Origin of the sequence: Nocardia huaxiensis, assembly GCF_013744875.1 — a bacterium.
GTDB classification, from domain to species: Bacteria; Actinomycetota; Actinomycetes; order Mycobacteriales; family Mycobacteriaceae; genus Nocardia; species Nocardia huaxiensis.
The window spans coordinates 1426086-1451684 of the sequence record NZ_CP059399.1 but is presented as its reverse complement, the minus strand read 5'-3'; the positions used below and the strand labels follow the sequence as shown (position 1 = coordinate 1451684).

Genomic DNA, 25599 nt, shown 5'->3' with positions numbered 1-25599 from the left:
GCCCACCGGCCATCCCGGCATGCCCCCATCGTCATCCCGGCATGCTTTTGGCCGGGATCCACACCCGCGAATCATCTACGGACAGTGTGGATCCCGGCCAAAAAGCGCGCCGGGATGACGAAGGGGCGGGATGCTCAGCCCCGAACGTTGAGGCCGACCTTCTGGAATTCCTTGAGGTCGCAGTAGCCGGTCTTGGCCATCGAACGACGCAGGCCGCCAACCAGATTCAGCGAACCGAACGGATCGTTGGACGGGCCGTTGAGCACCTGGTCCAGCGACACCCGCTCCTCGTCGATGGCGAACGGCAGCACCGCGCCACGCGGCACCGACGGATGCGCGGCGGCCGACGGCCAGTACCAGCCCTGCCCCGGCGCCTCGGTGGCCAGCGTCAACGGCACGCCCAGCATCACCGCGTCCGCACCGCAGGCGATGGCCTTGGCGACGTGACCGGAGGTCAGGATGTCGCCGTCGGCGATGACGTGCACGTAGCGGCCGCCGGTCTCGTCCAGGTAGTCGCGGCGCGCGGCGGCGGCGTCGGCGATGGCGGTGGCCATGGGCACGCCGATGCCGAGCACCTCACCGGTGGTGGTGGCGCCCTGCATGGAGCCGTAGCCGACGATGACACCGGCCGCACCGGTGCGCATGAGGTGCAGCGCGGTGCGGTGATCGCTCACGCCGCCCGCGACCACCGGCACATCCAGTTCGGCGATGAAGGTCTTGAGGTTCAACGGCTCACCGTCACCGACATGCTCGGCGGAGATGATGGTGCCGTGCACGACCAGCAGGTCGATCCCGGCCTGCACCAGCGCCGGGGTGAGCGCACGCGCGTTCTGCGGGCTCACGCGCACTGCGGTGGTGACACCGGCCGCGCGCACCTCGCCGACCGCGGCGGCCAGCAGCTCCGGCTGCATCGGCGCGGCGTGCAACTCCTGCAGCTGCGCGACCGCGGCCTCGGTGCCTTCCTTCTCCGCGACCTCGATCAACCGCTGGATCTTGGAGTCGACATCGGCGTGCCGGGCCCACAGCCCCTCACCGTTGATGACACCCAGACCGCCGGCCTTGCCCAGTTCGATGGCGAAGCGCGGCGACACCAGCGCGTCGGTCGGATGCGCCAGGAACGGGATCTCGAAGCGGTACGCGTCGAGCTGCCAGCCCACCGAAACCTGCTTCGACGAACGCGTCCGCCGCGACGGAACGATGTCGATATCGTCCAGTTCGTAGGTGCGCCGGGCGGTCCGCCCCATGCCGATCTCGACGAGGTCGCGCATCGCTTCTAGTTCCTCTCTGGGTTCCGTTGCCACACATGACAAACCGGTCCGCGGCAACTTCCCCCGCGAACCGGTTCGGCAGAGCTACGAACGGGTGGTGTAGTTGGGAGCCTCGACGGTCATGGTGATGTCGTGCGGGTGCGACTCCTTCAGGCCCGCCGCCGTGATCTGGGTGAACTGCGCCTGCTGCAGGTGCGGAATGTTCTGCGAACCGGTGTAGCCCATGGCCGCGCGCAGACCGCCCACCAGCTGGTGGATGACCTGATCCAGCGGGCCGCGGAACGGCACCCGGCCCTCGATGCCCTCGGGCACCAGCTTCTTCTCCGACAGCACGTCGTCCTGGAAGTAGCGGTCCTTGGAGTAGGACTTGGCCTCGCCGCGCCCCTGCATGGCGCCCAGCGAGCCCATGCCGCGGTAGCTCTTGAACTGCTTGCCGCCCACCAGGATCAGCTCACCCGGCGACTCGGCGGTGCCGGCCAGCAGCGACCCCAGCATGACGGTGGAGGCGCCGGCCGCGATGGCCTTGGCGATATCACCGGAGTACTGCACGCCACCGTCGGCGATGACCGGCACGCCGTGCGGCGCGCAGGCGGCATTGGCCTCGAGGATGGCGGTGATCTGCGGCGCGCCGACACCGGCGACCACGCGGGTGGTGCAGATGGAGCCGGGGCCCACACCCACCTTCACCGCGTCCGCACCGGCCTCGACGAGCGCGGCCGCACCGGCACGGGTGGCGATATTGCCGCCCACGATCTGCACGCGGTCGCCGACCTCGGCCTTGATCTTCGACACCATCTGCAGCACACCGGCCTGATGCCCGTGCGCGGTATCCACGATCAGCACGTCCACGCCGACATCCGCGAGGGTCATGGCGCGCACCCAGGCGTCCTCGCCGACACCCACGGCAGCGCCGACCAGCAGGCGGCCGTCACGGTCCTTGGTGGCGTTCGGGTACTGCTCGGTCTTGACGAAGTCCTTGACCGTGATCAGCCCGCGCAGCCGGCCACTGCCGTCCACGATCGGCAGCTTCTCGATCTTGTGCCGGCGCAGCAGCCCGAGCGCGGCCTCGGCCGTGACGCCCTCCTGCGCGGTGATCAGCGGAGCCTTGGTCATGATCTCGGCGACCGGACGGTTCTGGTCGACCTCGAACCGCATATCGCGATTGGTGATGATGCCCACCAGCGCACCGGTCTCGTCCACCACCGGCAGACCGGAGATGCGGTAGCGCGCGCACATGGCGTCGACTTCGGCGAGCGTGTCGGTCGGGCGACAGGTGACCGGATCGGTCACCATCCCGGCCTCGGACCGCTTCACCGTCTCGGCCTGCGCGGCCTGATCGGCCACCGACAGATTGCGATGCAGCACACCCATACCGCCCGCGCGCGCCATGGCGATGGCCATGCGCGCCTCGGTGACGGTGTCCATCGCGGAGCTCACCAGCGGGGTGCGCAGCGTGATGTCACGAGTCAGACGGCTGGACGTGTCGACCGAACTCGGAATCAGATCCGAGGCGGCCGGCAGCAGCAGCACATCGTCGAAGGTGAGGCCGAGCATTGCGATCTTGTTCGGATCGTCTCCACCCGTGTGGGGGCGGCCGGCGTTTCGTTCGCCCGTAACGGGACTGCTCATCGGTACGACCCCTCCTGGACCTCGGCACCATCCACCGGACCGGAACCGGTGAACGACTGATGGAATGACAAGTACCGGAATTTGCTACCCGGCCTTTGGTCAACCATGGTATCGGGCGCACAATTCCAGCTCGCAGCCACGCCCGGACGCTGTGTTCCCGGTAACGACGAGGCCGTGCAGTCCCCCTGGACACACCGCGCGACGCCCGCGACACGCGCCGTGCGCCAAGACTTCAGCGAAACAAGGGCAAATGGGCCGCAGCGCTGGCGCGGAGGGGGTATCTCTGCGTACCGTGGACCTGTGCGTGACCATCTACCACCTGGCTTGCCGCCGGATCCATTCGCCGGAGACCCCTCCGACCCGTCGGCCGCGCTCGATGCCATCGAGCCGGGGGAACCGCTGGATCCTCACGAGCGCCTAGCGGTCGAGGAGGATCTCGCCGACCTCGCGGTGTACGAGGCACTGCTGGCCCACCGCGGCATCCGCGGTCTCGTGGTCAGCTGCGAGGACTGCCGACAGGATCATTACCACGATTGGGATATGTTGCGCGCCAACCTCCTCCAACTCCTGGTGGACGGCACGGTACGCCCGCACGAACCCGCCTACGATCCGACCCCGGAGGCCTACGTCACGTGGGACTACTGCCGCGGTTATGCGGACGCTTCGATGAACGAGGCGCTGCACGGCGACGGGTTCGACGGATTCGACATCTGAGTCCGGAGAACTGAGCTTCAAAGCATCGGGCCCGCATTCCCTTCCGGAACGCAGGCCCGATGCTGTTGCTGCACAAAGAAAGCCGACCGCCGTCGGGCGATCGGTCTAGGTCGGTTTCCGCCGGCTCACGGGGTGCCACCGAGATTCGGCACGGTCGGCGGCACGAATCCGCCTGTGGGAAGCGAGTTCTGCGTCGGCACGATCGTCACGGGCTTGTCCACCGTGGGGACGACGCCACCCGGAGGCACCGTGACTTCCGGTGCCCCCGTCTGCGCTCCGGTGTTCGGCGCGGTCGAGATCGGCCCGCCGGTAGGCGGAGTGGCCGGATCGGAGGGTTCGACCGGCGGCGTGGTGACCACGGGCGGCGTCACCGGCAGCGTGGTCACGCCGCCCGTGCTTCCGCCCGGAGTCGTGCCGTCGGTGTTCGGATCGGTGGGATCGCCGAGGATGCGCGGATCGACCGAGGTCGTGGTGCCACCACCCTGATTCGGGACGGTCGTACCAGCGGTGTCCTTCGGGCCGGTGGTCGCAGCGGGGGTGGTGACCGGCTGGCTCGGATTGGTCACCGTCGCCTGGACAGCCGGCGGCAACTGCGCCAGCAAATCCTTCCAGCGGTCCAGCAGATCATCGCGCTTGCCGTTGTCGTTGACCTGATCGACATTGCTCGCGGCCCGCTCCATGTACGGTGCGGCCAGCTCCGGCTGCCCCTGCTGGATGTAGGTCTGCGCCTGCGCCAGATCGTCGTCGGCCAGCTTCACCACGGTGCTCTGGGCCTGCTCGCTGAACACGACCTCCTTGAGCCCCCACAGCGGATCGCCGGGGCCCGCGCCGTAGGAGAAGGCCGTCAGCCCGCCGACGATCAGTGCGATCGCGGCCGCCGCACCGGTAACGGCACGGAGGAGCCGTAGTCGCCCACCCGAATGCGCACTGCTGATCCGCGCCTGCCGGGCGCCGATCTCCTGATTGACCGCTGCGACAACGGCATCCAGGTCCGGTCCGGCCGGCATCGGCTCGGCATGGATCTCCGCCCGCCAGTTCGCCAGCAATGCCGCGAGCTGATACTCCTCCGCTGTGCCCGTCTGCACGGGACCGTCGCCGGAGATGGCCTCGATCAGAGCGTCATCACGACGAACCGCCGTAATGTCCACCGGCCCGGTGTCACCCGACGCCTCGGCGTAGGGACCGCTGTTGTGCGATCCAGATCGCGCCTTCCAGTCGCCCCGACCGCGCTCGCCATCCCTAGCCATACATTTCACCTGCCCTCGCCACTTGAGACTTGAGTTTCGCGAGTGCCCGGTGCTGGGCGACTCGTATAGCACCCGCCGTACTGCCCACGGCGACTGCGGTTTCTTCAGCTGACAGACCCATGACCAGGCGGAGGATCAGGATTTCTCGATGCTTCTCCGGCAACGTCGCCAGCAATGCGTTCATCTGGCGACTGGTTTCGGATTCGAGAGCTCGCTGCTCCGGCCCCTGGTCGGTGGATATGACATCCGGTACTTCGGCCATGGCGTCCGCCTTGTTACGGGCGGAATTTCTATGGGCGTCGGCGACTTTGTGCGAGGCGATGCCGTAGACGAAGGCCATGAATGGTCGGCCCTGATCCTGATACCGCGGCAGGGCTGTCATGACGGCCAGACAAACCTCCTGCGCCACGTCGTCCGCGGAGAGCTGGCCTCTTTCGGCCGACCCGATGCGCGCGCGGCAATACCGCACCACCAGTGGGCGGATGCTCTCCAGTACCTGGGCTAGAGCAGCCCGGTCGCCCTGCGCGGCGGCAGCGACGACTGCGGGGTCCAACTCCTCACCCGTGTTGTTCATCGTCAGAGCTGTTCCTGGCGTTACGAGTGGCACATCGGCCGGGCGGGCCGGTGCTTCCGCGGAGGGGCGGAACGGTCCAACAATAGCGGCTGTCGCATCGACGCCACCCTTTACGGGGTCACCTTTGGGAAGTGGTCACGGGGTGCCGAGAGTGTCGGTGACGGAACGCAATCGCCCGCCGCGAGCGGCCAGCAAACCGGCGCATTCGGCGGCCTCGGCGGCGCCTCCGGAAGCCGGATCGACGCCGGAACGCAGCATGGCGCAGGCCCAGCGCAGGGGCAGCAGCTCGTGCTCGCGGCACTGGTCGGCGACCTCGGCGGCGAGGATGCGGGAGCGGTCGAGATCGCCGGTCGCGGCTGCGGCGGCGGCCACCAGAAGCCGGGATTTCACCTGATGGCGGACGGATGGGGACTGCTCGGCCAGCGCGAGGGCGGCTTCGGCGTGCGCGAGGGCGGGGTCGCGTAGGGGCGGTTCGGGGGACTGCTCGGCGGCCGGGTGCGCGGGGGGTGCGATGAGGCCGGCGCCGGGGGCGGACAGCGCGGTCTCGGCCGAAACCCAGTGCAGCCGGATGCGCTGACGCCAGCCGGACGAGTCCTCGGAAAGCAGGGTGTCGAAATGAGTTCGGCAACGGGTCAGCAGCCGGGCGGAGAGGGCTGGACGGGCGGTGCCGAGAGCGTCCGCGGCGAGGCCGGTCAACGCATCGCAAACGGCGCGGGCGCGCGCTCTTTCCTCCTCGGGCGGCGCGAGCGGATCGGCCGGCACGGAATCGGGTGGGAGCACCAGGGCGGCGGCGCGCCCATCCGCGACAGCGGCGTGCGCGTGCCAGCCGAGCTGGCGCAGCAGTGAACCTTCGGTGCTGAAGATGAACGAACGGAGGACCGGATCGGTCGTGGCGCGTCCGGCGCGGCGGAGTTCGGCGCGCCCGGCGGCGTAGTGCCCGACACCGGCCAGAGCGACGGCGCGGAGCCAGGATTCGGGCGCGGAGGTGGCTGCGGGCAATCCGGCAGCAGCGGTGGCGGGCGTGGCACCGAAGGCTGTCTCGGCGAGTACGGAGTTCACAACGGGCACAGGCACCGACGCACTCTAACCAGGTTCGGGAGCGCCGACTTCGGCCGCCATAGCATAGATCGGCAGCTATCTTTCAGCATTCGATAGTGCCTTTGTGTTTCCACTCGGTAAATCTGTCCTCGCTATCGCCCAGCACGCCCGTAAGAAATTCGTATGGCGTTTCGCGCTATTAACCTGGACGCCTTGATCCGGCCACTTCTACCGCACTCACCGCATCGGGCGCAATGGCTGAGATCACGCCGATCGACAGTCGGGCATAGCTCGGATAGCACACATTCGTCCACGAAAAGGCTTTCCTACCAGGAATTTTGACAAGTCACAGCGGCGATCTCGACGACTCGAGGCTCCTGGGCAACCGATCAGTATCACCACAGACTGTCCGATTTGTAAATAGCGAGAATGTTAATTCTCAAATGCACTGCTATTCCGATCGCAGCGGATCGAACTATTGACTCGATTTCGTTGTCCGTCCTAACGTACGACATCGCCATCGTCGGCGCTGATCGAAATTCGGCGGCGGCGAAGTGCGATCGCCGACAGGCGATGCGGCCCACTGATTGCCACCAGCACCGCTCGACAATGCCGACGAGCTCGCACCACCAGGAGTTCACCATGCCTATGCCGACCCACCTCCCCGGTCCCAACGCCGACGTCTGGGACTGGCAGATGCGCGGGTCCTGCCGCGGACAGGACTCGTCGGTCTTTTTCCATCCGGATGGCGAGCGGGGCCGGGCGCGGTCCCAGCGCGAGTTGCGCGCCAAGGAGATCTGCCGGGCCTGCCCGGTGCTGCTGCAGTGCCGGTCGCACGCACTGAAGGTCAGTGAGCCGTACGGCATTTGGGGCGGTATGTCGGAAACCGAGCGGGAGATGCACGCCCGCCGGAATCGTCGGCGCGTGGTCGCCTAGATCGACTTCCCGTACCTCCGTGACGGGTGTGTACCAGCGGGGACGCTGAGACGCCCGGGAGCCCGGGTTCGTAAATTTTCCCATCCGCGTGGCGGGGCGTGCCGAATCTCTAGCAAACAACCGGCCACTGCCCGACGGGAACCGGTTGCGATGGACTGGCGTACGGCGTGTCTCACAAGACGCGTTGCGGAGATTCGGTACAAATCGGAAAACCACTGCGCGACAGTCGCTTTGCCGATACCCCCACCGGAAAGGAGGTTATAGCGGCACGCTACCCTCGTGGCCGATGACACAGAACGGAGCGTTGTGACGACGCGTCCGCCGGCCGCAGAGGGCGACTCGTTCCAGAGTTCGAGGGGCGAGCGGGTCGGAAGACCGAGCGTGGACTCTGCGGTAACGGCGCGCGCAGCCGAAAGTCTCGAACTCGCCGCACTTCTCGAACGTTGTGGGCAGGCCGACCAGCAGGCATTCGCCGAGCTGTACGACCGCACCTCGGCGCGAGTGTTCGGCCTGGTCCTACGCGTGCTACACGATCCAGGCTATGCGGAGGAGACCACGCAGGAGGTCTATCTCCAGATCTGGCGCACGGCAGCCAATTTCGACCCCGCCAAGGGGTCGGCGGTCACGTGGTTGATGACGCTCGCGCACCGGCGCGCGGTCGATCGCGTGCGCGCCGAACAGGCACATGCCCAGCGTGAGGTCGCTTATGGCACAAGCACACTCGGTAACGAATTCGATGAAGTGACCGAAGAAGTGGGACGGCGGCTGGAACAGCAGGCTGTCCTGCAGGGCCTGGCAACATTGACCGAGACGCAACGGGAAGCCATCTCCCTCGCCTACTTCGGTGGGCGGACATATGCCGAGGTAGCGGCATATCTGGGCGTAGGGTTACCTACCGTTAAGTCTCGTATACGAGACGGATTGACACGACTCAAGAAAAGTTTGGGAGTGACGTGAGATGAACGAAAGCCAGATCGATCTCGCGCACACTGTCGCGCTCGGATCGATCGGCGACGAAGATCAGCGCGCAGTGCAGGACATCCTGGATACCGACGACCCGGTACTGCGCGCGGACTTCACCCAGGAAGTGCAGCAAACCCGAGAAGCTCTCGCCCTCGCAGCGTCCGTGGTGGCCACCGAGCCACCACCCGCGCTCCGCGACCGCCTCCTCGCCGCCATTGCCACCGACCCGGCGCCGGCAACCACGATCCACCACAGCCACTACCGCCCCGCGAACGGCCGCAGTCTCCCCGTTCACGACTGAGCGCCTTTCGCAGCTCCGCGAATCCGGGCGCCCGCCCAGTTGGTTCCGACCCAATTGGGCCAAACGCCCGGATTATCAAGATCTTTCGCTCATTTGCGCCACGTCGCCGCCGCCCTGATCGCTACCCGGGCAGCTCGCCAATGCAGGTGCTTGCGCGACTCCCCCAACTCGGCGTGCCGATCGCAGAACCAGACCGCGTTGTCCGGATGCCCCACCCATCCCTTCCGGTTCAGTTCCTCCTGCGCCGCTTCCTCCCGCCGATTCAGGCCGAAGTAGATCAGCGTGAAACCTGTTGCGAGTTCGGGGTTCTGCTCGATGGACCGATAGTCGACCCCACAGACGAAGCAACGCGGAGGCATCATGCCGCCATCCTGCCGGGCCCGCCGGTTCCCCGCTCCGGCCCGATCGCACATTCGGGACCTGCCGAAACACATCGACAGGGTGTGGCGCGCGGAGTCTGCGGCATGATCCGCCCCTTCGCGGTCGTCCGCGTGATGCTCGGTGGACTCGCCGCCCTGGTGCTCATCCTGGCCGGAGTCGTAGTTGCGACACCGAACCCGCCCGACGTAGCGCCACTGCCCCCGGGATCCACGGTGATCGCACCCACGCGCATCGCCCCACCGCGCTGATCCCCGATAACTGTCAAGGCCCCCGAACGGAATTCCGTTCGGGGGCCTTGTTCACTCAGCGGGACGCGCCCGCTGTCTCAGCGCATGGCCAGAACCGGGCAGCCCGTCCCACAGTGGACCGGGGTGTGGGGCGGGCCCCAACCCGGGGGTCCGGGGGCCTGGGCCCCCGCGACAATCAACTCAGTGCGCGTGCCCGTGGTGGCCGTGGTCGGCTGCTTCCTCGGCCGGCTTGTCCACGATGGCGGACTCGGTGGTGAGGACCATGCGGGCCACGGAGGTGGCGTTCTCGACCGCGGAGCGGGTCACCTTGACGGGGTCGATGACGCCCTCGGTGACCAGGTCGCCGTAGGTGAGGGTGGCGGCGTTGAAGCCTTCCTTGCCCTCGGTGACCTTGGAGACCACGACGGCGCCGTCGACGCCGGCGTTGGTGGCGATCCAGAACAGCGGGGCCAGCAGGGCCTGACGCACGACCTCGACGCCGACCGCCTCGTCGCCGGACAGCGACTCGCGCAGCTCGACCAGCTTGGCGGCGGCCTGCACCAGGGCGGTGCCACCGCCGGGGACGATGCCCTCGGCGACCGCGGCCTTGGCGGAGGAGACCGCGTCCTCGACGCGGTACTTGCGCTCCTTGAGCTCGGTCTCGGTGGCCGCGCCGACCTTGATCACCGCGACGCCGCCGGCCAGCTTGGCCAGCCGCTCTTCCAGCTTCTCGCGGTCCCAGTCGGAGTCGGTGTTCTCGATCTCCTTGCGCAGCTGGGCAACCCGCGCGTCGATGGCGTCCTGGGTGCCAGCGCCCTCGACGATGGTGGTCTCGTCCTTGGTGACCACGACGCGACGGGCCTTGCCCAGCACCTCGAGGCCCGCCTCACGCAGCGTGATGCCCAGGTCCGGGTTGACCACGGTGCCGCCGGTGACGATGGCCAGATCGTCCAGGAACGCCTTGCGGCGGTCACCGAAGAACGGGGCCTTCACGGCGACGGCCTTGAGGGTCTTGCGGATCGCGTTGACCACGAGGGTGGACAGCGCCTCGCCCTCGACGTCCTCGGCGATGATGACGACCGGCTTGCCCGACTCGGCGATCTTCTCCAGCAGCGGCAGCAGGTCCGGCAGGGAGCTGATCTTCTCGCGGTTCAGCAGGATGTAGGCGTCCTCCAGGACGGCCTGCTGCGCCTCGGGATCGGTGACGAAGTACGGCGACAGGTAGCCCTTGTCGAACTGCACACCCTCGGTGATCGCGAGTTCGGTCTGCAGCGTGGAGGACTCCTCGATGGTGACCACGCCGTCCTTGCCGACGGTGGTGAGGGCCTTGCCGACCAGCTCGCCGATCTCCTCGTCACGCGAGGACACGGTGGCGACCTGCGCGATGGACTTCTCACCGGACACCGGGGTCGCGGCGGCGGCCAGGGCGGCGGCGACCGCGTCGGCGGCCTTGCCCATGCCCTTGCCCAGCACCATCGGGTTCGCGCCCGCGGCAATGTTCTTCAGGCCGTTCTTGATGAGGGCCTGCGCCAGCACGGTGGCGGTGGTGGTGCCGTCACCCGCGACGTCGTTGGTCTTGGTGGCGACGCTCTTGACCAGCTGCGCGCCCAGGTTCTCGAACGGGTCCTCGAGGTCGATGTCGCGCGCGATGGTGACACCGTCGTTGGTGACGGTCGGGCCGCCGAATGCCTTGGCCAGCACCACGTGCCGGCCGCGCGGGCCCAGGGTGACCTTGACGGCGTCGGCGAGCTTGTCGACGCCGCGCTCCATGGCCCGGCGAGCCTTCTCGTCGAACTCGATCTGCTTTGCCATGTGTGTGTACCTACTCCTGAAACGAGTTGGGGGAGAACGCACTCCGCCCCGGGTCGGTTGGCCGTATGACCAGCGGACGCCGGGGCGGAGATCCGGGGTTCGGGGGCGAAGCCCCTGCGAGGCCCCGGAGAGTTGGTGCGTCCCTTACTTGGTGACGACAGCCAGCAGGTCGCGGGCCGAGAGGATCAGGTACTCGGAGCCGTCGTACTTGATCTCGGTGCCGCCGTACTTGCTGTAGATGACGACGTCGCCTTCCTTGACGTCCAGCGGGATCCGCTTCTCGCCGTCTTCGTCCCAGCGGCCGGGGCCGACGGCGATGACGGTGCCCTCCTGGGGCTTCTCCTTCGCCGTGTCGGGGATGACCAGGCCGGAGGCGGTCGTCGTCTCGGCCTCGTTGGCCTGGACGAGGATCTTGTCCTCGAGCGGCTTGATGTTCACGCTCGCCACGTTGAGCCCTCCACTTTCAGGGGATTCTTCGCGCCCGGGGCTGTTCCCCGGGCTCACGGTTTCGGTCGTGCAGCCCACTGTGCGTCGCCCCGTCGTCGCGGGTGCCGGGACTCCTGCCCAGTAGTCGTTTGCTGGCACCTGAGCACACATCCAGTGCCAACTAGCACTCTATACACGGGAGTGCCAGCGCTCAAGGCTGGGCTCTGCCATCCGAACCGTCCAGTCCTTGTCATACGTCCAGGCAGCGACGGTGACACCGATGCGCAGTGCGACTCGCCGAGAGGAACGGCCGGAGAATCTGAGGGCTTCCAAAGAAAAAAGAAAATCTGTAACGTTCGGATAACGGAATGTGACACCATTGACGACGGCCGCGCGACGGCATCACATCGGATCCATCACGCGCGCCATCGAAAGTTACACAGAGCTTCGAAGAACAGTGCTTCACCCCACTGCACGGCTCGCCGCGCAGCGCAGAGACGAGAGCAAGACCGCAAGTGATCGCTGGCTGGTTCCGCCGCCCCATCGGACGAGGGCCCGGCCTGATCCGTAGCTCGGAATCGTCCCGCACCCACAGGTCGGTTCCGCAGTCCGTTCGAGATGGTCGGTTACACCAGGACCATCCGCTCGAAGGGAGGTGAACATGCGAACATCCCTCGGCATCTCCGCCGGGAACGAGGTGGTGTGCTCGGCGACTGTCGCCACCGCGCCCAACGGAGCTCAGAACTTCGACTACCGTGTCGTCACCGCCGACACGGCCCATTCCGATCTCGGCGACCTGGTGGCCTCCTCCATCGAGTTGATGACCACCCAGATCCCCCGCGACATCGTGCACGGCGGCCACCACATCACGCCGCTCGTCCAGCAGGACACCGAAGCCGCCGCGCCGGGTGACATCGCCGTCGCCTATCGAGACCGGGAACAGGCCCAGATCATCCGTTCCGCTATCGGGCGGCAACGGCGAGCCGTGCAACTCATCCCGGAAAGCACCGCGGCGCTCGCGTTCCTGCGGCACACCGGCCTGCTGGACCGCTACGACACGGTCGCCGTGCTCGATCTCGGCGCCACCGGCACCACCGTCACCGTCGCCGACCACGCCGACGACACCGTGCTGCGTTCGGAGCGCACCACGGCCATCAGCGGCAACGCCATCGACGAACTCATCCTGCAGCACCTGCTGGACTGCCATATGGCCCGCCGTGGCACCCGCCCCAACCGGGGCATGCTGCTCAACCGCAGCCGCGCGGCGAAGGAACACCTGTCCATCGCACCGGCCGTCACCATCGACCATGTGGCCGGGCAGGCCATCAAGCTCACCCGCGTCGATTTCGAGGAGCTGGTCTCGGATCTGGTGCGCGAACTGGCCGTGTTCGCGCGCGGCGTGTTCGCCCGCGCACCCAAGTTCCCGGAGGCCGTCGCGCTGATCGGCGGCGGCGCCAACACCCCGATGGTGCTGGCCGCCCTGGAACGCCAGCTCGACGTGCCGGTCCTCACCGTCCCCGAGCCCGAAGCCGCCATCGCGAAAGGCGCTGCCCTGGTTGCCGATTCGCAGGCGACCACCGCGTTCCCCGTGATCAGCCTCGGCTCGGACGCTCCCGTCGGCACCTTCACCAAACTGGCGGGCACCCTCGCCGGAGCCATCGTGGTGGTGGGCCTCATCATCGGCTACGGCGTCAAGGAGCTGGTCCCCGAACCGCAGGGCACCAACTACTCCCCCAGCACCAACCAGCAGCCCATGACCACCCCGCCCCCGGTCACCGTCCCGCCCTCCGGCGGCGGCATCACCACCCCCGCGGTCCCCAGCCGCAGCCCCGCTCAGGGCACCGTCCCGCCGGCCACCAGCAATGGCCAGCCCGCCACCCCCGGCAGCATCCAATCCCCCACCGGCACCACGGTCCAGCAGCCACCCCTGCGCCCCGACCCGGGCCTATCCCAGATCCCCTTCCCCGCGGACCTACCCCGCATCCTCGGCCCCCTCCTGGGCACCACGGTCGCCCCCGACGCGACCGACCCCGGCGCGCCCACCACCCCCGGCACCGGCCTACCCCGCCAGAACTCCGGATCTTCAGGCGGCACGACAACGCTGGTCCGCCCGACCGATTAGAGACTTCCAGCCGCGTTGTCGCCCCACCGTCGTCGTCCCGGCATGGTTTTGGCCGGGATCCACAGAGCAACGCACGCTATCCGTGTCGATCCCGGCCAAAAGCGCGCCGGGATGACGGGGTGCGCTGACGACATCGCCGCACCAACCTCAGTGGGTGCCAGCGACTTCGGCGATCAGAGGCGGCTGGTGGAGACTGGCAGGCCTGGGTCGGTGGCGACGGTCAGCTCTGACGGGGCTGCGCCGCCCGCGATGATGTGCGCGCCGAGGGTGGCGATCATGACGCCGTTGTCGGTGCACAGGCGGGGTTTGGGGACGCGGAGGGTGATTCCGGCTGCGGTGCACCGCTCTTCGGCCAGCGAGCGGATGCGGGAGTTGGCGGTCGCACCGCCACCGAGGACGATCGTGTCGACGCCTACGTCCTGTGCGGCGCGGACGGCCTTCATCGTCAGGACGTCGGCGACGGCTTCCTGGAAGGAGGCGGCGATGTCCGGAATCGGGAGGTCGCGGCCTTCGCGCTGGGCGGCTTCGACGTAGCGGGCCACTGCGGTCTTCAGGCCGGAGAAGGAGAAGTCGTAGCGCGGATCGCGGGGGCCGGTCATGCCGCGCGGGAAGGCGATGGCGGACGGATCGCCTTCGGCGGCAATGGAATCCAGCACCGGGCCGCCGGGGTAACCGAGGCCGAGCAGGCGGGCGACCTTGTCGAAGGCTTCGCCCGCGGCGTCGTCGACGGTCGAGCCGAGTTCGGTGATGGGCTGGGCGAGATCGGTGACCTGGAGCAGATGCGTGTGACCACCGGAGACCAGCAGCGCCACCGCCGGAGGCATCGGGCCGTGTTCGAGGGTGTCGACGGCGACGTGGCCGCCCAGGTGGTTGAGTGCGTAGAACGGGATATCCCACGCTGCCGCATAGGCTTTCGCGGCGGCCACCCCGACCAGCAGCGCACCGGCGAGGCCGGGGCCGATGGTGACGGCGAGGGCGTCGGGCTTGTCGATGTCCGCTGCCGCCAGTGCCCGGCGCATGGCGGGGACGATGGCCTCGAGGTGGGCGCGGGAGGCGATCTCGGGGACCACGCCGCCGAAGCGAGCGTGCTGGTCGACGCTGGAGGCGACCTCGTCGGCGAGGAGTTCGCAGGTGCCGTCCGGGCGGTAGCGGACGATGCCGACTCCGGTTTCGTCGCAGGAGCTCTCGATACCCATGACGATCATGACAAGACCTCTGTGCCAGTCGCGGACTCGGTGGATCCGGTTGTGCCGGTGGTGGTTCCGGGGATGTCCTGCGGGAAGCCGGCCATGGCGGGGCGGCGCATGGTGTACGCGTCGGCGCCGCTGGGCTGGTAGTAGTTCTTGCGCAGGCCGATGATGTGGAAGCCGTGCTTCTCGTAGAGCGCGATGGCGGGCGCGTTGTCGGTGCGCACCTCGAGGAAGACCGGTCCGCCGCGGCGTCCGGCCTCGGCCAGCAGGGCGGTCAGCAGCAGGGTGCCGATGCCGCCGCGGTGCACGAGCGGGTCCACACCGATGGTGTGGATCTCGGCTTCCGGGTGTTCCGGGTCGCCGAGCAGGGCGATGCCTGCGTAGCCGAGCATGCGGTCCGCGGCGTCGCGGGCGGTGATGTAGCGGTTGTGCGGCCCGGCCAGTTCCGACAGGAACGACACCTCGTGCCAGGGGTCGTCCTCGGGGAACAGCAGCTGCTCGAGTTGCGCGCAGCGGGTGGCATCGGAGGGGCGCATCGGTTCGATGCGAATGGTCATCGGCCCACCTGCGCATAGCTGCGTTCGACCGCGTCGGGGCGGCGCAGGTAGAGCGGGACCAGGGGTTCGGGGGTGGCGCCGGAGAGGATCGCGGACGCGGCGCAGCGGACGAGTCCGGCCGGGGACGGGGTCTCCACGGGCAGCACGGGCAGATCGAAGTAGTCGACGTGCGAGGCGGATCCGGCGATCACGGTGGCCGCGCCGGGATCGAGGTCGGCGGGCTTGCACACCTCGGGGCCTTCGATGCGGCCTCCGGCGTGCGCCTCGGGCCCGGAGGCGGCAGCCTGCGTCACCACGGAGGGCTCGGCGAACGCCGCATCGGGCAGTGCGCGGTAGCGGGCCCAGTAGACCTCGCGGCGGCGGGCGTCGGTGACGACCAGCAGTTCCACCGGGTCGGCGTGGTTCTTCAGGTAGCTCTCGGTGTCCGCGGCAATGGCGTCGAGGCTGCACACGCCGTAAACCGACACGCCCAAAGCGTCGCCGAAGGCGGCTGCGGTGGCCATGCCGACACGCAATCCGGTGAACGGTCCCGGCCCGATTCCGGCCACCACCGCACCGATATCGGCGCGCGACCGGCCGGATTCCGCCAGGCAGGCCAGGATCTGCGGGGTCAGCACCTCGTTGTGTGCGCGTGCGTCCACGGTCACCTTGGAGGTGATCGTGGTGATGCGAGGTGCGGTTGACCCGGCGTCCGCCGGTTCCAGTTCCACCAGTCCCGCGGTCACGGCCGGGGTCGCGGTGTCGACAGCCAGTACAAGCATGATTGCCCTAACAATACAGTTCCGGCTGTCCCGCCTCGCCGACCCTGCGGCGCGCGGCCGGGAGCCGTGACTCGCCCCACACGCGGGCCGGCGGCCGAGTGTCAGCCGGCGGCGATCCACTCCCATTCGGCGGTGCGGACATCCGACTCCGGTTCGCGGCGCAGTTGGACGCGCAGGTGACGGTCGGCGAGGTGTTCGGCCACGCCGAGACCCCATTCGACGACGACCACGGCATGGTCGAGGTCGGTGTCGAGGTCGAGGGCGTCGAGTTCGTCGAGGTCGCCGCCGAGCCGGTAGGCGTCGACGTGAACGAGGGCGATGGAGCCGGGTTCGGAGTTGGCGCGATGCTGGCGGGCGATGATGAAAGTCGGTGAGCTGACCCGGCCTTCGACGCCCAGCCCCGCGGCGATGCCACGGGTGAGAGCGGTTTTGCCGGCGCCGAGCGGGCCGTCGAGAATGACCAGGTCACCGGCCTGGAGCTGGCCGGCGAGCTCGCGACCGAGAGCCTCGGTGTCCTCGACCGTGGGCAGCATGCGGTGATTCTGGGACACGGTGCTCATCGGTCACCGCCGATGTGGTTGCGGACCGCCCGGCCGTGCGGCGAGCACACCACCTCGTAGTGGATGGTGCCGAGCGTGTCGGCCCACTCCTGCGGGTGCGGGGCGCCGGGCTCACCGCCGAACAGGATGGCGGTGTCGCCCTCGCGGACACCGGCGTCGTTCTCGCCCAGATCCACCACGAACTGGTCCATGCAGATGCGGCCGATGTTCGGGCGGCGCGCACCGCCCAGCCAGACGTCGAAGCGGCCGCCGAGGGTGCGGGGTACGCCGTCGGCGTAGCCGGCGGGGATGAGGGCCACGGTGGTGTCGCGGTCGGCGATCCACTCGTGCCCGTAGGAGACGCCCTCACCGGCGGCGACCCGCTTCACCAGGGCGACGCGGGCGCGGAAGGTCATGGCCGGGCGCAGACCGTAGTCGGAGATCTCCGGGACGGGTGAAAGTCCGTACACCGCAATGCCGGGACGCACCATGTCGAAGGCCAGGTCCGGACGGGTGAGGGCGGCGGCGGAGTTCGCCAGATGCACCAGTTCGGGTTCCAGGCCCGCCTGTTTGGCGGTGGCGATGGCTTCGAGGAAGCGGTCCCGCTGCATGTCGATGCTCGGGCTGCTGGGCAGGTCGGCGTGCGCGAGATGGGAGAAGATGGCGCGGAACCGCACGGTCTCCTCGGCCACCAGACGTGCGAGCAGATCCAGAACCTGTGCGTATTCGGTCGGCGCGACGCCATTGCGATTGAGTCCGGTGTCGACCTTGAGGCTCACCGTCGCGGTCTTGCCGACCTGCCGGGCGGCGGCGGCCACTGCCTCCAGATGCGCCACCGACGAGACGGCGATCTCGATATCCGCCTCGACCGCGGACGCGTAATCGGTGTCGGAGGTGTTGAGCCAGCACAGAATCGGCGCCGTGATCCCGGCCGCACGCAGTTTGACGGCCTCCGGAACCGTGGTCACGCCCAGCTCCCGCGCACCCGCCGCCAGCGCGGCCTTGGCCACCTCGACCGCACCGTGGTTGTACCCGTCGGCCTTCACGACCACCATCACCGCGGCGTCCCCGGCGTGCTCGGCCAGGATCCGCACATTGTGTGCGATGGCATTCAGATCGACGAGGGTTTCCACCTGCGGTTCGGGAGTGCTCACCCTATCGATCCTGCCATCCTCCGCCGCCGTCCCGGCACGGCATGCGTCAGCTCACACGCGGCGACGGGCGGGGATGCGAGCAGCGTCACTTCCCGGCGGCGAGTTCGCGCAGGGTGCCGATCGCCGCGGGGACATGAGCCAGCAGCGGCGACGCGGAGATCGGAGCGCCCGCGGCGGTGGCGGCGTGCGCGGCCAGATTGGCGGCGAGGGCGTGGACGCGGGCAGCCGCGGCGGCGGACCAGGCGGGGTCGCGACCGGCGGCGAGGAGGGCGGCGATGATGCCGGAAAGGACGTCGCCGGAACCGGCGGTGGCGGCCCAGGAACCCCCGGCCTCGTTGACCAGCACCGGGCGGCCGGGCGTGGCGATGAGGGTGGCGCGGCCCTTCAAAAGGACTGTGACCTGCCAGGATTCGGCCAGCTTGCGAACGGCGGCGACGCGGTCCGGGCCGGGGTCGGAGCCGGTGAGGCGGGCGAATTCGCCTGCGTGCGGGGTGAGGACGGTGGGTGCTTCGCGGGCGGTGAGCAGGCTCGGATCGGAGGCGAGCAGCGTGAGGCCGTCCGCGTCGACCACCACCGGGAGTTCGGTGGCGAGGATCTGCGCGAGCCGGTCGCGGGCGTCGTCATCGGTGCCCGCCCCCGGCCCGAAGACCCAGGACTGGACCCGACCGGTCGATGGAATGTCCGGGGCGGCAATAACTTCCGGAAAATGCGCGAGCACCTGCTCAGCTCCGGTCCCGGCGTAGCGGACCATTCCGGATGTGGCCGCCACCGCAGCCCCGGCGCACAGCACGGCCGCACCCGGATACGTGGCACTCCCGGCACAGACACCGACAACGCCCTGCGTGTACTTGTCGTCGACGGCACCCGGCACCGGCCACCCCGCACCCACCGATTCCAGTTCCAGCGCAGCCAGATTCGGCTCCGGCAGCCGCAATCCGATGGGCACCAACTCGATTCGCCCACAGTTGGGCGCGGCGAGCGCATGCACCGGCTTGTACGCGCCGAAGGCAACGGTGACATCGGCCCGCACCGCAGGCCCGGTAACCGCACCGGTATCCGGATCCACCCCACTGGGAAGGTCTGCGGCAATGATCGGAACCCGCACGGCGGCAACCAGTTCCGCCGCCCGCGGGCGCAGCGGCCCACGCCCCGAGATTCCGACGATGCCGTCCACAACCAGATCCGGCGTACCGAGCAGCACCGAGAATCCCGCGCCGGCGATGGCTCGGCCACCGGTATCGACCTCACCGTTGACCACTCGTCCGCCGCTGCGACGCAGCGCGGCGAGGCCCGCGCGGTGGGCTCGGTCCGGCGACAACAGAACTGCCCGCACCGCTACCCCACGTCGGCGCAGCATCGATCCGGCCCACAGGGCGTCACCGCCGTTGTCGCCGGATCCGACCAGCAGGGTCACAGACCGTCCCGCCACTCCCCCGGTTCGTGCCCGCAGCTCGCGCGCCACGACGTCCGCGAGCCCGAATGCGGCCCGCCGCATGGGCATTCCCTCCGGCACCCGGGTGAACAGTTCGGCCTCCGCCGCCCGCACCTCGTCGGCCGTGAAATACCCGCGCACCGCTGTGGTCATCGTTCGCCTCCCGCGACTGGATCCGGCGGGACCGCCGGTCCCGCACACCTGCGACGAATGCAGATTACGCCCGCAGCGAGGCCCCCAGCTCAGCCCAGCTGCCGGGCGTCGCCCAGCCACCGGCGCAGTCGAGCCGAGGTGCCGGTCCATGACCGTGCGCGCCGCCTCGGCGATCTCGCCGGAACGGTTGACAGCCACGGACGCCTGCTCGGTCCGATATCCGGCGAGCAAGGCGTCGGGCACCCAGCCGCGAGGCACCCTGGCTGGTCGCCGCGGGATCAGCCGCCCGCGAAGAGTTCGCTGATCGTGGGGGTTTAGGGTGGCGGGCATGTCAATCCGCCACTATTCGCCTGCGCGTGCCCTGCTCCTCGCGACCGTCGTGGCGGGAGCGCTAGCCGTCGGTGGATGTGGGTCGGACAGTTCGAAGCCTGCGGAGACCACGGCTTCGGCGGTGGCGACCACCTCGGGCGCCGAGACTTCCGGACCGCGTACGCCGGCCACGGTGACAGTCGAAGTGAATGACATGAAGTTCTCACCCGCGGCGCTGACGGTGAAGGCCGGAGACACTGTCACCTGGAAGTTCTCGGACAAGGCACCACATGCGGTGCAGGGGATCGGGGATATCGCGATGGGGATCAACAGTCCGATCATCCACAAGGGTGAGTGGAGTTATGCATTCACGTCGCCGGGGACCTATCGGTATCTGTGCCCGTTGCATCCGGAGATGAAGGGCACCGTCACCGTCGAGTGAGGGTGGCGAGCGGCCGTCGCTCGGCCTCGTATCGAGCGGGCCGGTGTGGACAGAGCTGTGGCCTCGGCGGAATTCGCCGGGGCCACAGCTGTTCTCGGGGCTATTCGACGGTGACCGACTTGGCCAGGTTGCGGGGTTTGTCGACGTCGTAGCCGCGGGCCTGAGCCACCTCGGCGGCGAAGATCTGGAGCGGGACCGTCGAGAGCAGGGGCTGGTAGAGGGTTGGGGCGGCGGGGATTTCGATGAGGTGGTCGGCGAAGGGGCGCACGGTGTCGTCGCCTTCCTCGGCGATCACGATGGTGCGGGCGCCGCGGGCCTGGATCTCGCGGATATTGCTGAGCAGTTTGGAGTGCAGGACGGCGCGGCCCTTCGGGGAGGGCATGACGACGAAGACGGGGAGGCCGTCTTCGATGAGGGCGATGGGGCCGTGCTTGAGTTCGCCGGCGGCGAAGCCCTCGGCGTGCATGTACGCCAATTCCTTGAGCTTCAAGGCGCCTTCGAGCGCGACGGGGTAGCCGACGTGGCGGCCGAGGAACAGCACGGTCGGCACATGGGCGAGCTTGCGGGCGATCTCACGCACCTGGGGTGCGGACTCCAGGACCTGCGCGACCAGGCGCGGCATGTCCTCGAGCTCGGCGAATTCGCGGGCCACCTCGTCCGGGTACTTGGTGCCGCGCGCCTGCGCCAGCGCCAGGCCGACCAGGTAGTTGGCGGTGATCTGGGCGAGGAACGCCTTGGTGGAGGCGACGCCGATCTCCGGGCCGGTGCGGGTGTAGACGACGGCGTCGGATTCGCGCGGGATCTGCGCGCCATTGGTATTGCAGATGGCCAGGACTCGCGCCTTCTGCTCCTTGGCGTGCCGCACGGCCTCCAGCGTGTCGGCGGTTTCGCCGGACTGGGAAATGGCGACAACCAGGGTGGAGCGGTCCAGAACCGGGTCGCGGTAACGGAATTCGCTGGCCAGCTCGACTTCCACGGGCAGGCGGGTCCAGTGTTCGATGGCGTACTTGGCCAGCAGGCCCGCGTGGTACGAGCTGCCGCAGGCGACCACGAAAACCTTGTCGAATTCGCGCAGTTCCTGATCGGCGAGGCGCTGCTCGTCGAGGATGATCTTGCCGTCGGCGAAGTGGCCGATGAGGGTGTCGGCCACGCCCTGCGGCTGCTCCTCGATCTCCTTGAGCATGAAGTAGTCGTGGCCGCCCTTCTCGGCGGCGGCGAGATCCCAGTCGATGGTGAAGGGGCGGGTGCGCACACCGTCGGTCCCGCCGTCGAAATCGGTGACCGTGTAGCCGTCGGCGGTGATGACCACGGCCTGGTCCTGGCCGAGTTCCACTGCCTCCCTGGTGTGTTCGATGAAAGCGGTGACATCCGAGGCGATGAACATCTCGCCCTTGCCGACACCCACCACGAGCGGGGTATTGCGGCGGGCGGCGACGATCGTGCCCGGATGGTCGGCGTGCGTGAGGACCAGGGTGAAGGCGCCCTCCAGGCGGCGCACCACCGACAGGGCGGCGGCCACGAAATCGCCGGCGGTCTCGCCCTTGGCGTAGGCGCGGGCGACCAGATGCACGGCGACCTCGGTGTCGGTGTCGCTGCCCAGCTCGACCCCGGCCTCCTCGAGTTCGCGGCGCAGCGGCACGAAGTTCTCGATGATGCCGTTGTGCACCACCGCGACCCGGCCCGTCACGTCGCGATGCGGATGCGCATTGCGATCGGTCGGCGCGCCGTGCGTCGCCCAGCGCGTATGGCCCATGCCGGTGGTGCCGGCGAAGCGGTCCACTCCGGTCTCGGCCAGTTCGGCCTCCAAGTTGGCCAAGCGCCCCGCCTTGCGCTCCACGGCGAGCCCGCCCGCACCGTCGAGAATGGCGACCCCAGCGGAGTCGTAGCCGCGATATTCCATGCGGCGCAACGCATCCACCACCACGGTCAGGGCGTCCCGATACCCCACGTACCCCACGATTCCGCACATGGCTGACCAGACTACTGCGTTTGATTTGCCCTCCGCTTCGCTCCGGGCGAGTTGCGGCGTCACACGACCACTGGCGTGTTTCTTCGGGCCGGACCGGCTAAGTTGTGATCGTGTCGGCGTCTGTGAAATCGCTTCTGAGCACCCTGACCGCCCGTGGCCCGCATCAGGTGCTGCGCGGCAATCTCGGCATCGCCGGGCAGCCGGGTGTGGTGTACACGCCTGCCAAGGGGACGAACCTGCCCGCGGTGGCCTTCGGGCACGGGTGGTTGACCGGGGCGGGGAACTACCGGCGACTGCTGGAGCATGTGGCGTCATGGGGGTTCGTGGCCGCCGCGCCGGATACCGAGCGCGGGCCGATTCCCTCGCATCTGAATCTGGCCACGGATCTGCTGACCACCCTGGATATTTGCGCCGGGGTGCGGCTGGGGACCGGTGAGATCAGCGTGCACCCGGACAAGCTGGCGCTGGCCGGGCACGGCATGGGCGCGGGCGCGGCGGTGATCGCGGCGTCGCAGCGGGAGGTGGCGGCGGTGGCCGCGCTGTATCCCGCGCCGACCACGCCGTCCGGGGAGGCGCTCGCGCCCGGAATCGACGCGCCCGCGCTGATTCTGGCCGGAGCCTCGGATATCGACTCGGTCAGCTCGAACGCGATTCCGCTCGCGTCGGCCTGGGGTGGCACGGCCGTGCTGCGGTCGGTGGACCGGGCCTCGCACAATGGGATGGTCGAGGGTCGGCGGGCGCTGGCCGCGCTCGGGGCCGGCAAGCACGAGCCCAAGACCGAGCGACTCACCCGGGCACTGCTCGTCGGATTCCTGAACTACGCGGTGCTGGGCGACAAGAAGTACAAGGCGTTCGCGGATCCGGAAGTGCTCATTCCGAACACCCAGGTGGTCGATCCGGATGCGGTCGAGGAGGAGCCGGCGGAGCCGCAGAAGCTGCCGCTGCTGCAACTGGTGCAGGCGCTGCGCAAGTAGGGTCATCGGATCTCGCCCTCCGGGAGGTCGGGGATTTCGGTTCCGCTGTCGGGGATTTCCACGGTCGGGTCGTTGTCTAGCACCGACGGCGGGACCGGGACACTGTCGGCGGGCGCGTCTGACGGCGGCGCGGCGGGCGGGCAGTACTCCGGCGCCTGAACCACACCCGGCTGCGGATTGCCCGGCGGGTCGTTCGCGGGAATCTGCGGCAGCGCACCAGGATCCACCGGCGGTACATCAGGATTCGCGACCGGTCCTTCGACGTCGACCGGCGGGCATTCGGGATTCACTGCCGGGGAGTCGGCATCCTCTGACGGGGCTTCGGGATTCGCCTCCGGCACTTCAGGGTTCGCGGGCGACGAGTCGAGGGCGGTGGGCGGCTCACCTGGGCAGTTCGCCGCTGGTTCGGCTGCGGGCGGCGCTTCGGCTCCGGGTTCCGATTCGCCCTCGGTGACAACCGGGTTGCCGTTCTCGTCGAAGGTCACCGCGAAGGTGCGTGATTCGCCGGATTCGTCGGTGACGACGAGGCTCAGGCCGCCGTCCGGGGTCGGCTCGAGGGTGACATGCCTTCCGGCGATGTCGAATTCGGTCTTTCCTGCGGTATTCGGCGGGCTGTCCTGCGGGTTCACGCCCGGCTGCGGTTCCGTCCCGAGCTGTGGATCGGTCTCGGGCTGGGAGTTTCCCGACGGGGAGAGGTCACCGGAGGTCAGCGTGGACACCGCACCGGAGATGAGCTCGCCAAGTTTGTCGAGGATATCCGTAATACCCTGTGGCACAGTGCTTCCTGCGGAATCGACGGGAGCAGAGGCCGGCGAGCCCGGCGTTTCCGGTTCGGGGCGACCAGCCGCTTGCGCGGACTCCGTCTCAGCGGCGGGTGCGGTCACTCCCGAAGGTGCGTTCCCCGCCACGGGGCCGGACCCGTATGTCGTTCCTGCCGAGTCGATTTCCGGCTGCGGCCCGGCTGCGGAGAGCGATCCACCCGCGCCGGGAGCAGAGCCGAAGGTAGCGACTCCGGGCGAAGAAGCGGCGGGGGAAACAGCTCCCCCAGCGCCGGTTTCGGCTGGAATCCGGGAGGCCTCGGGGTCCCGCACGATATCGGAGCGGCGTGGCACGAGCGAGTCGTCCGGGTAGGGGTAGGGCTGATCCGGAGTCTGGTTCAGTGCGGTGAGGATCGATCGATACTGGGTCTCGAAGCAGTCGTCCGCTGTCGCGCAGGCGGCCGTGAAACCGTCCAGTTTGCACTCCACGTCGAGCTTGAAAGTATCTGTCAGCCAATCTGATTCGGTGTCTGCGATCAGGGCCTCGATCTCCTCCGGCGTCTTGCCGCCGATGGCGATGCGCCTGGTGCCGTCGGCACTCTGCTCCAGCAGGCCGAGTGTGTGTTCGGCCTTCGCGAGCGCCGCGGACCGCAGTGGCCCGGCGGCATCTCCGATCACCGTCACGGCAGCACGGGCGGTGTCCACCACGTCCCGGGCCTGGCGCAGTTGCGCGTCCGCGATGCCGAGCGCCCGGTCACCCGCGCCGCCCTGCCACATCGAAGGCAGCCGGCTCACCACTCCTTGCTGGGCCACCCACCGGATATCGGCTTCGGCTACCGCGCCTTCCAATTCCGTTCGCGCACTGTCGAGTCCGGCCAGGTCGGTGCGGCGCTGCTCGTCATACCGTGCTTGCAGCTCCGTGAGCACGCCCCCACCGAGTGGCCCGAAGGCTTTCTCGTAGAGCGGCAGGAACTGTTCCCAGTACTGCAACCCGGGTGCCCCGTAATCCAAGATCTCATCGATCGATTTCCCCGTGACATCGAAACCCACGATCATCCCCCTGAGATACGCGCAGCTCTCTCCCTGTCCAGGCGCTGGTATTCGCTTGCGGCCGAATCGAATACGTCGGCGGTCGCGGCCAGCGCCATGCCCCAGTTCCGTAGGCAGTCCGCGACGTGTTCGAAACCGCTGTGCACGGCGCTGCCCTGCCGGGCGTAGTTGCGCCCGGCCTGCTCCCCGCTACCACCGAAGGCGTGATCGTCCACCCGCCGCGACTGCCGACGTAGCGTGGCCGAGCCGTCCCGCAGGGTCGCTGCCGCCCCGCGCAGCCCTTCGATATCGACGGAGAGCGCGTTCGATCCACTCATGTTGTGCCCCCTAGATCGAAATCCCCTGCCCCGGACTATCCGCCGAGGCTGCCCGAATCGGTGCGCACCCACTCCGTGGTGCCGTCCGGATGGTGATGGAATTCCCAAGCGGCATAGTCCCCGCCGCTGTCGATGACGGTGACGTGGTCGGCATACCCGTCATGATCGAGATCCGTCCACACATGCATGGCGCGATCGGTATTCGTGGTGATGGTGTCGAGCGTGCCATCGCCATCGATGTCCTGAGTCGGGTGCTGTAGCTCGATGGCGCCGAGCGCACCCAGCTCCGAATGCGCGTCGAGGTTGGGCAGATCCAGGCCGGGCAGATCACCCGATGTGACCATGTGCGCGCTCCT

Annotated in this window: 26 protein-coding genes; 8 read left to right on the top strand and 18 right to left on the bottom strand. The window is 68.6% G+C overall.

The annotated features are described in order from the left end of the window. Positions 1–134: 134 nt before the first annotated feature. Both H0264_RS06485 and guaB read right to left on the bottom strand, forming a co-directional pair. On the bottom strand, positions 135–1268 hold the full coding sequence (locus tag H0264_RS06485; RefSeq protein WP_181583118.1) for a GuaB3 family IMP dehydrogenase-related protein: 1134 nt from the start codon (positions 1266–1268) through the stop codon (positions 135–137). An 84-nt stretch (positions 1269–1352) separates the two neighbouring features. Next, complete coding sequence (gene guaB, locus H0264_RS06480) at positions 1353–2897, bottom strand: IMP dehydrogenase (protein WP_181583117.1); 1545 nt, start codon at positions 2895–2897, stop codon at positions 1353–1355. Positions 2898–3197: 300 nt separating this feature from the next. On the opposite strand from guaB, the gene H0264_RS06475 reads away from it, so the two are divergent. Further along, entirely contained in the window at positions 3198–3611 is a 414-nt protein-coding gene (locus H0264_RS06475) for a DUF5319 domain-containing protein (RefSeq protein WP_067561879.1), read from the top strand. Positions 3612–3736: 125 nt separating this feature from the next. On the opposite strand, the gene H0264_RS06470 is transcribed toward H0264_RS06475, so the two are convergent. The 3 genes from H0264_RS06470 to H0264_RS06460 all read right to left on the bottom strand — a co-directional run bounded on the left by H0264_RS06470 (position 3737) and on the right by H0264_RS06460 (position 6506). Beyond that, complete coding sequence (locus H0264_RS06470) at positions 3737–4858, bottom strand: anti-sigma-D factor RsdA (RefSeq protein WP_181583116.1); 1122 nt, start codon at positions 4856–4858, stop codon at positions 3737–3739. Beyond that, entirely contained in the window at positions 4851–5432 is a 582-nt protein-coding gene (locus tag H0264_RS06465) for a sigma-70 family RNA polymerase sigma factor (RefSeq protein ID WP_181583115.1), read from the bottom strand. The genes H0264_RS06470 and H0264_RS06465 overlap by 8 nt, the downstream gene beginning before the upstream one ends. A 135-nt stretch (positions 5433–5567) precedes the next feature. Continuing rightward, the gene (locus H0264_RS06460; protein WP_181583114.1) at positions 5568–6506 is read right to left on the bottom strand and encodes a hypothetical protein; all 939 of its coding nucleotides are present in this window, start codon (positions 6504–6506) and stop codon (positions 5568–5570) included. 606 nt (positions 6507–7112) lie between these two features. On the opposite strand from H0264_RS06460, the gene H0264_RS06455 reads away from it, so the two are divergent. The 3 genes from H0264_RS06455 to H0264_RS06445 all read left to right on the top strand — a co-directional run bounded on the left by H0264_RS06455 (position 7113) and on the right by H0264_RS06445 (position 8670). Then, positions 7113–7406 carry a WhiB family transcriptional regulator gene (locus tag H0264_RS06455; RefSeq protein ID WP_181583113.1) on the top strand — a complete coding sequence of 98 codons (294 nt, stop codon included), beginning with the start codon at positions 7113–7115 and terminating at the stop codon, positions 7404–7406. A 381-nt stretch (positions 7407–7787) separates the two neighbouring features. Further along, the gene (locus H0264_RS06450) at positions 7788–8363 is read left to right on the top strand and encodes a sigma-70 family RNA polymerase sigma factor (protein ID WP_181583112.1); all 576 of its coding nucleotides are present in this window, start codon (positions 7788–7790) and stop codon (positions 8361–8363) included. Between the two features lies 1 nt (position 8364). After that, positions 8365–8670, top strand: a complete 306-nt coding sequence (locus H0264_RS06445; RefSeq protein ID WP_231084146.1) for an RskA family anti-sigma factor — start codon at positions 8365–8367, stop codon at positions 8668–8670. Positions 8671–8759: 89 nt separating this feature from the next. Here the strand turns inward: H0264_RS06445 and H0264_RS06440 are convergent, their stop codons facing one another. Next, on the bottom strand, positions 8760–9032 hold the full coding sequence (locus H0264_RS06440; RefSeq protein ID WP_181583111.1) for a hypothetical protein: 273 nt from the start codon (positions 9030–9032) through the stop codon (positions 8760–8762). A gap of 102 nt (positions 9033–9134) precedes the next feature. Between H0264_RS06440 and H0264_RS06435 the strand changes: the two genes are divergently transcribed. Further along, positions 9135–9299, top strand: a complete 165-nt coding sequence (locus H0264_RS06435) for a hypothetical protein (protein ID WP_181583110.1) — start codon at positions 9135–9137, stop codon at positions 9297–9299. Positions 9300–9479: 180 nt separating this feature from the next. Here the strand turns inward: H0264_RS06435 and groL are convergent, their stop codons facing one another. Together groL and groES are read right to left on the bottom strand one after the other, a co-directional pair. After that, the gene (gene groL / locus H0264_RS06430) at positions 9480–11090 is read right to left on the bottom strand and encodes a chaperonin GroEL (protein ID WP_181583109.1); all 1611 of its coding nucleotides are present in this window, start codon (positions 11088–11090) and stop codon (positions 9480–9482) included. 144 nt (positions 11091–11234) lie between these two features. Further along, the gene (gene groES / locus H0264_RS06425; RefSeq protein WP_181583108.1) at positions 11235–11537 is read right to left on the bottom strand and encodes a co-chaperone GroES; all 303 of its coding nucleotides are present in this window, start codon (positions 11535–11537) and stop codon (positions 11235–11237) included. Between the two features lie 640 nt (positions 11538–12177). Between groES and H0264_RS06420 the strand changes: the two genes are divergently transcribed. Then, a complete protein-coding gene (locus H0264_RS06420) occupies positions 12178–13638 on the top strand; it encodes a DUF7159 family protein (protein ID WP_181583107.1) in 1461 nt (486 codons plus the stop codon). A 173-nt stretch (positions 13639–13811) separates the two neighbouring features. On the opposite strand, the gene tsaD is transcribed toward H0264_RS06420, so the two are convergent. The 6 genes from tsaD to H0264_RS06390 all read right to left on the bottom strand — a co-directional run bounded on the left by tsaD (position 13812) and on the right by H0264_RS06390 (position 19412). Continuing rightward, positions 13812–14843, bottom strand: a complete 1032-nt coding sequence (tsaD, locus tag H0264_RS06415) for a tRNA (adenosine(37)-N6)-threonylcarbamoyltransferase complex transferase subunit TsaD (RefSeq protein WP_181583106.1) — start codon at positions 14841–14843, stop codon at positions 13812–13814. Further along, complete coding sequence (gene rimI, locus H0264_RS06410; protein WP_181583105.1) at positions 14840–15385, bottom strand: ribosomal protein S18-alanine N-acetyltransferase; 546 nt, start codon at positions 15383–15385, stop codon at positions 14840–14842. Before rimI ends, tsaD begins: the two co-directional genes overlap by 4 nt. Continuing rightward, positions 15382–16146, bottom strand: a complete 765-nt coding sequence (gene tsaB, locus H0264_RS06405) for a tRNA (adenosine(37)-N6)-threonylcarbamoyltransferase complex dimerization subunit type 1 TsaB (protein WP_181583104.1) — start codon at positions 16144–16146, stop codon at positions 15382–15384. The genes rimI and tsaB overlap by 4 nt, the downstream gene beginning before the upstream one ends. Positions 16147–16247: 101 nt before the next feature. After that, complete coding sequence (tsaE, locus tag H0264_RS06400; RefSeq protein ID WP_181583103.1) at positions 16248–16706, bottom strand: tRNA (adenosine(37)-N6)-threonylcarbamoyltransferase complex ATPase subunit type 1 TsaE; 459 nt, start codon at positions 16704–16706, stop codon at positions 16248–16250. Next, the gene (gene alr / locus H0264_RS06395; RefSeq protein WP_338040134.1) at positions 16703–17839 is read right to left on the bottom strand and encodes an alanine racemase; all 1137 of its coding nucleotides are present in this window, start codon (positions 17837–17839) and stop codon (positions 16703–16705) included. Before alr ends, tsaE begins: the two co-directional genes overlap by 4 nt. 85 nt (positions 17840–17924) lie before the next feature. Next, the gene (locus H0264_RS06390; RefSeq protein WP_181585328.1) at positions 17925–19412 is read right to left on the bottom strand and encodes an NAD(P)H-hydrate dehydratase; all 1488 of its coding nucleotides are present in this window, start codon (positions 19410–19412) and stop codon (positions 17925–17927) included. A 340-nt stretch (positions 19413–19752) separates the two neighbouring features. Here H0264_RS06390 and H0264_RS38965 point away from each other — a divergent pair, with 340 nt between their 5' ends. Continuing rightward, complete coding sequence (locus tag H0264_RS38965; protein WP_181583102.1) at positions 19753–20175, top strand: cupredoxin domain-containing protein; 423 nt, start codon at positions 19753–19755, stop codon at positions 20173–20175. Positions 20176–20275: 100 nt separating this feature from the next. Here the strand turns inward: H0264_RS38965 and glmS are convergent, their stop codons facing one another. Next, the gene (gene glmS / locus H0264_RS06380; RefSeq protein WP_181583101.1) at positions 20276–22144 is read right to left on the bottom strand and encodes a glutamine--fructose-6-phosphate transaminase (isomerizing); all 1869 of its coding nucleotides are present in this window, start codon (positions 22142–22144) and stop codon (positions 20276–20278) included. A 110-nt stretch (positions 22145–22254) separates the two neighbouring features. On the opposite strand from glmS, the gene H0264_RS06375 reads away from it, so the two are divergent. Continuing rightward, positions 22255–23118 carry a dienelactone hydrolase family protein gene (locus tag H0264_RS06375; RefSeq protein ID WP_181583100.1) on the top strand — a complete coding sequence of 288 codons (864 nt, stop codon included), beginning with the start codon at positions 22255–22257 and terminating at the stop codon, positions 23116–23118. Positions 23119–23120: 2 nt separating this feature from the next. On the opposite strand, the gene H0264_RS06370 is transcribed toward H0264_RS06375, so the two are convergent. From H0264_RS06370 to H0264_RS06360, 3 genes are read right to left on the bottom strand one after another with little or no spacing between them, the layout of a single operon-like run. Continuing rightward, a complete protein-coding gene (locus tag H0264_RS06370) occupies positions 23121–24926 on the bottom strand; it encodes a hypothetical protein (protein ID WP_181583099.1) in 1806 nt (601 codons plus the stop codon). Positions 24927–24928: 2 nt separating this feature from the next. After that, the gene (locus H0264_RS06365) at positions 24929–25243 is read right to left on the bottom strand and encodes a hypothetical protein (RefSeq protein WP_181583098.1); all 315 of its coding nucleotides are present in this window, start codon (positions 25241–25243) and stop codon (positions 24929–24931) included. A 35-nt stretch (positions 25244–25278) separates the two neighbouring features. Continuing rightward, the gene (locus H0264_RS06360; protein ID WP_181583097.1) at positions 25279–25587 is read right to left on the bottom strand and encodes a DUF6802 family protein; all 309 of its coding nucleotides are present in this window, start codon (positions 25585–25587) and stop codon (positions 25279–25281) included. Positions 25588–25599 lie beyond the last annotated feature (12 nt).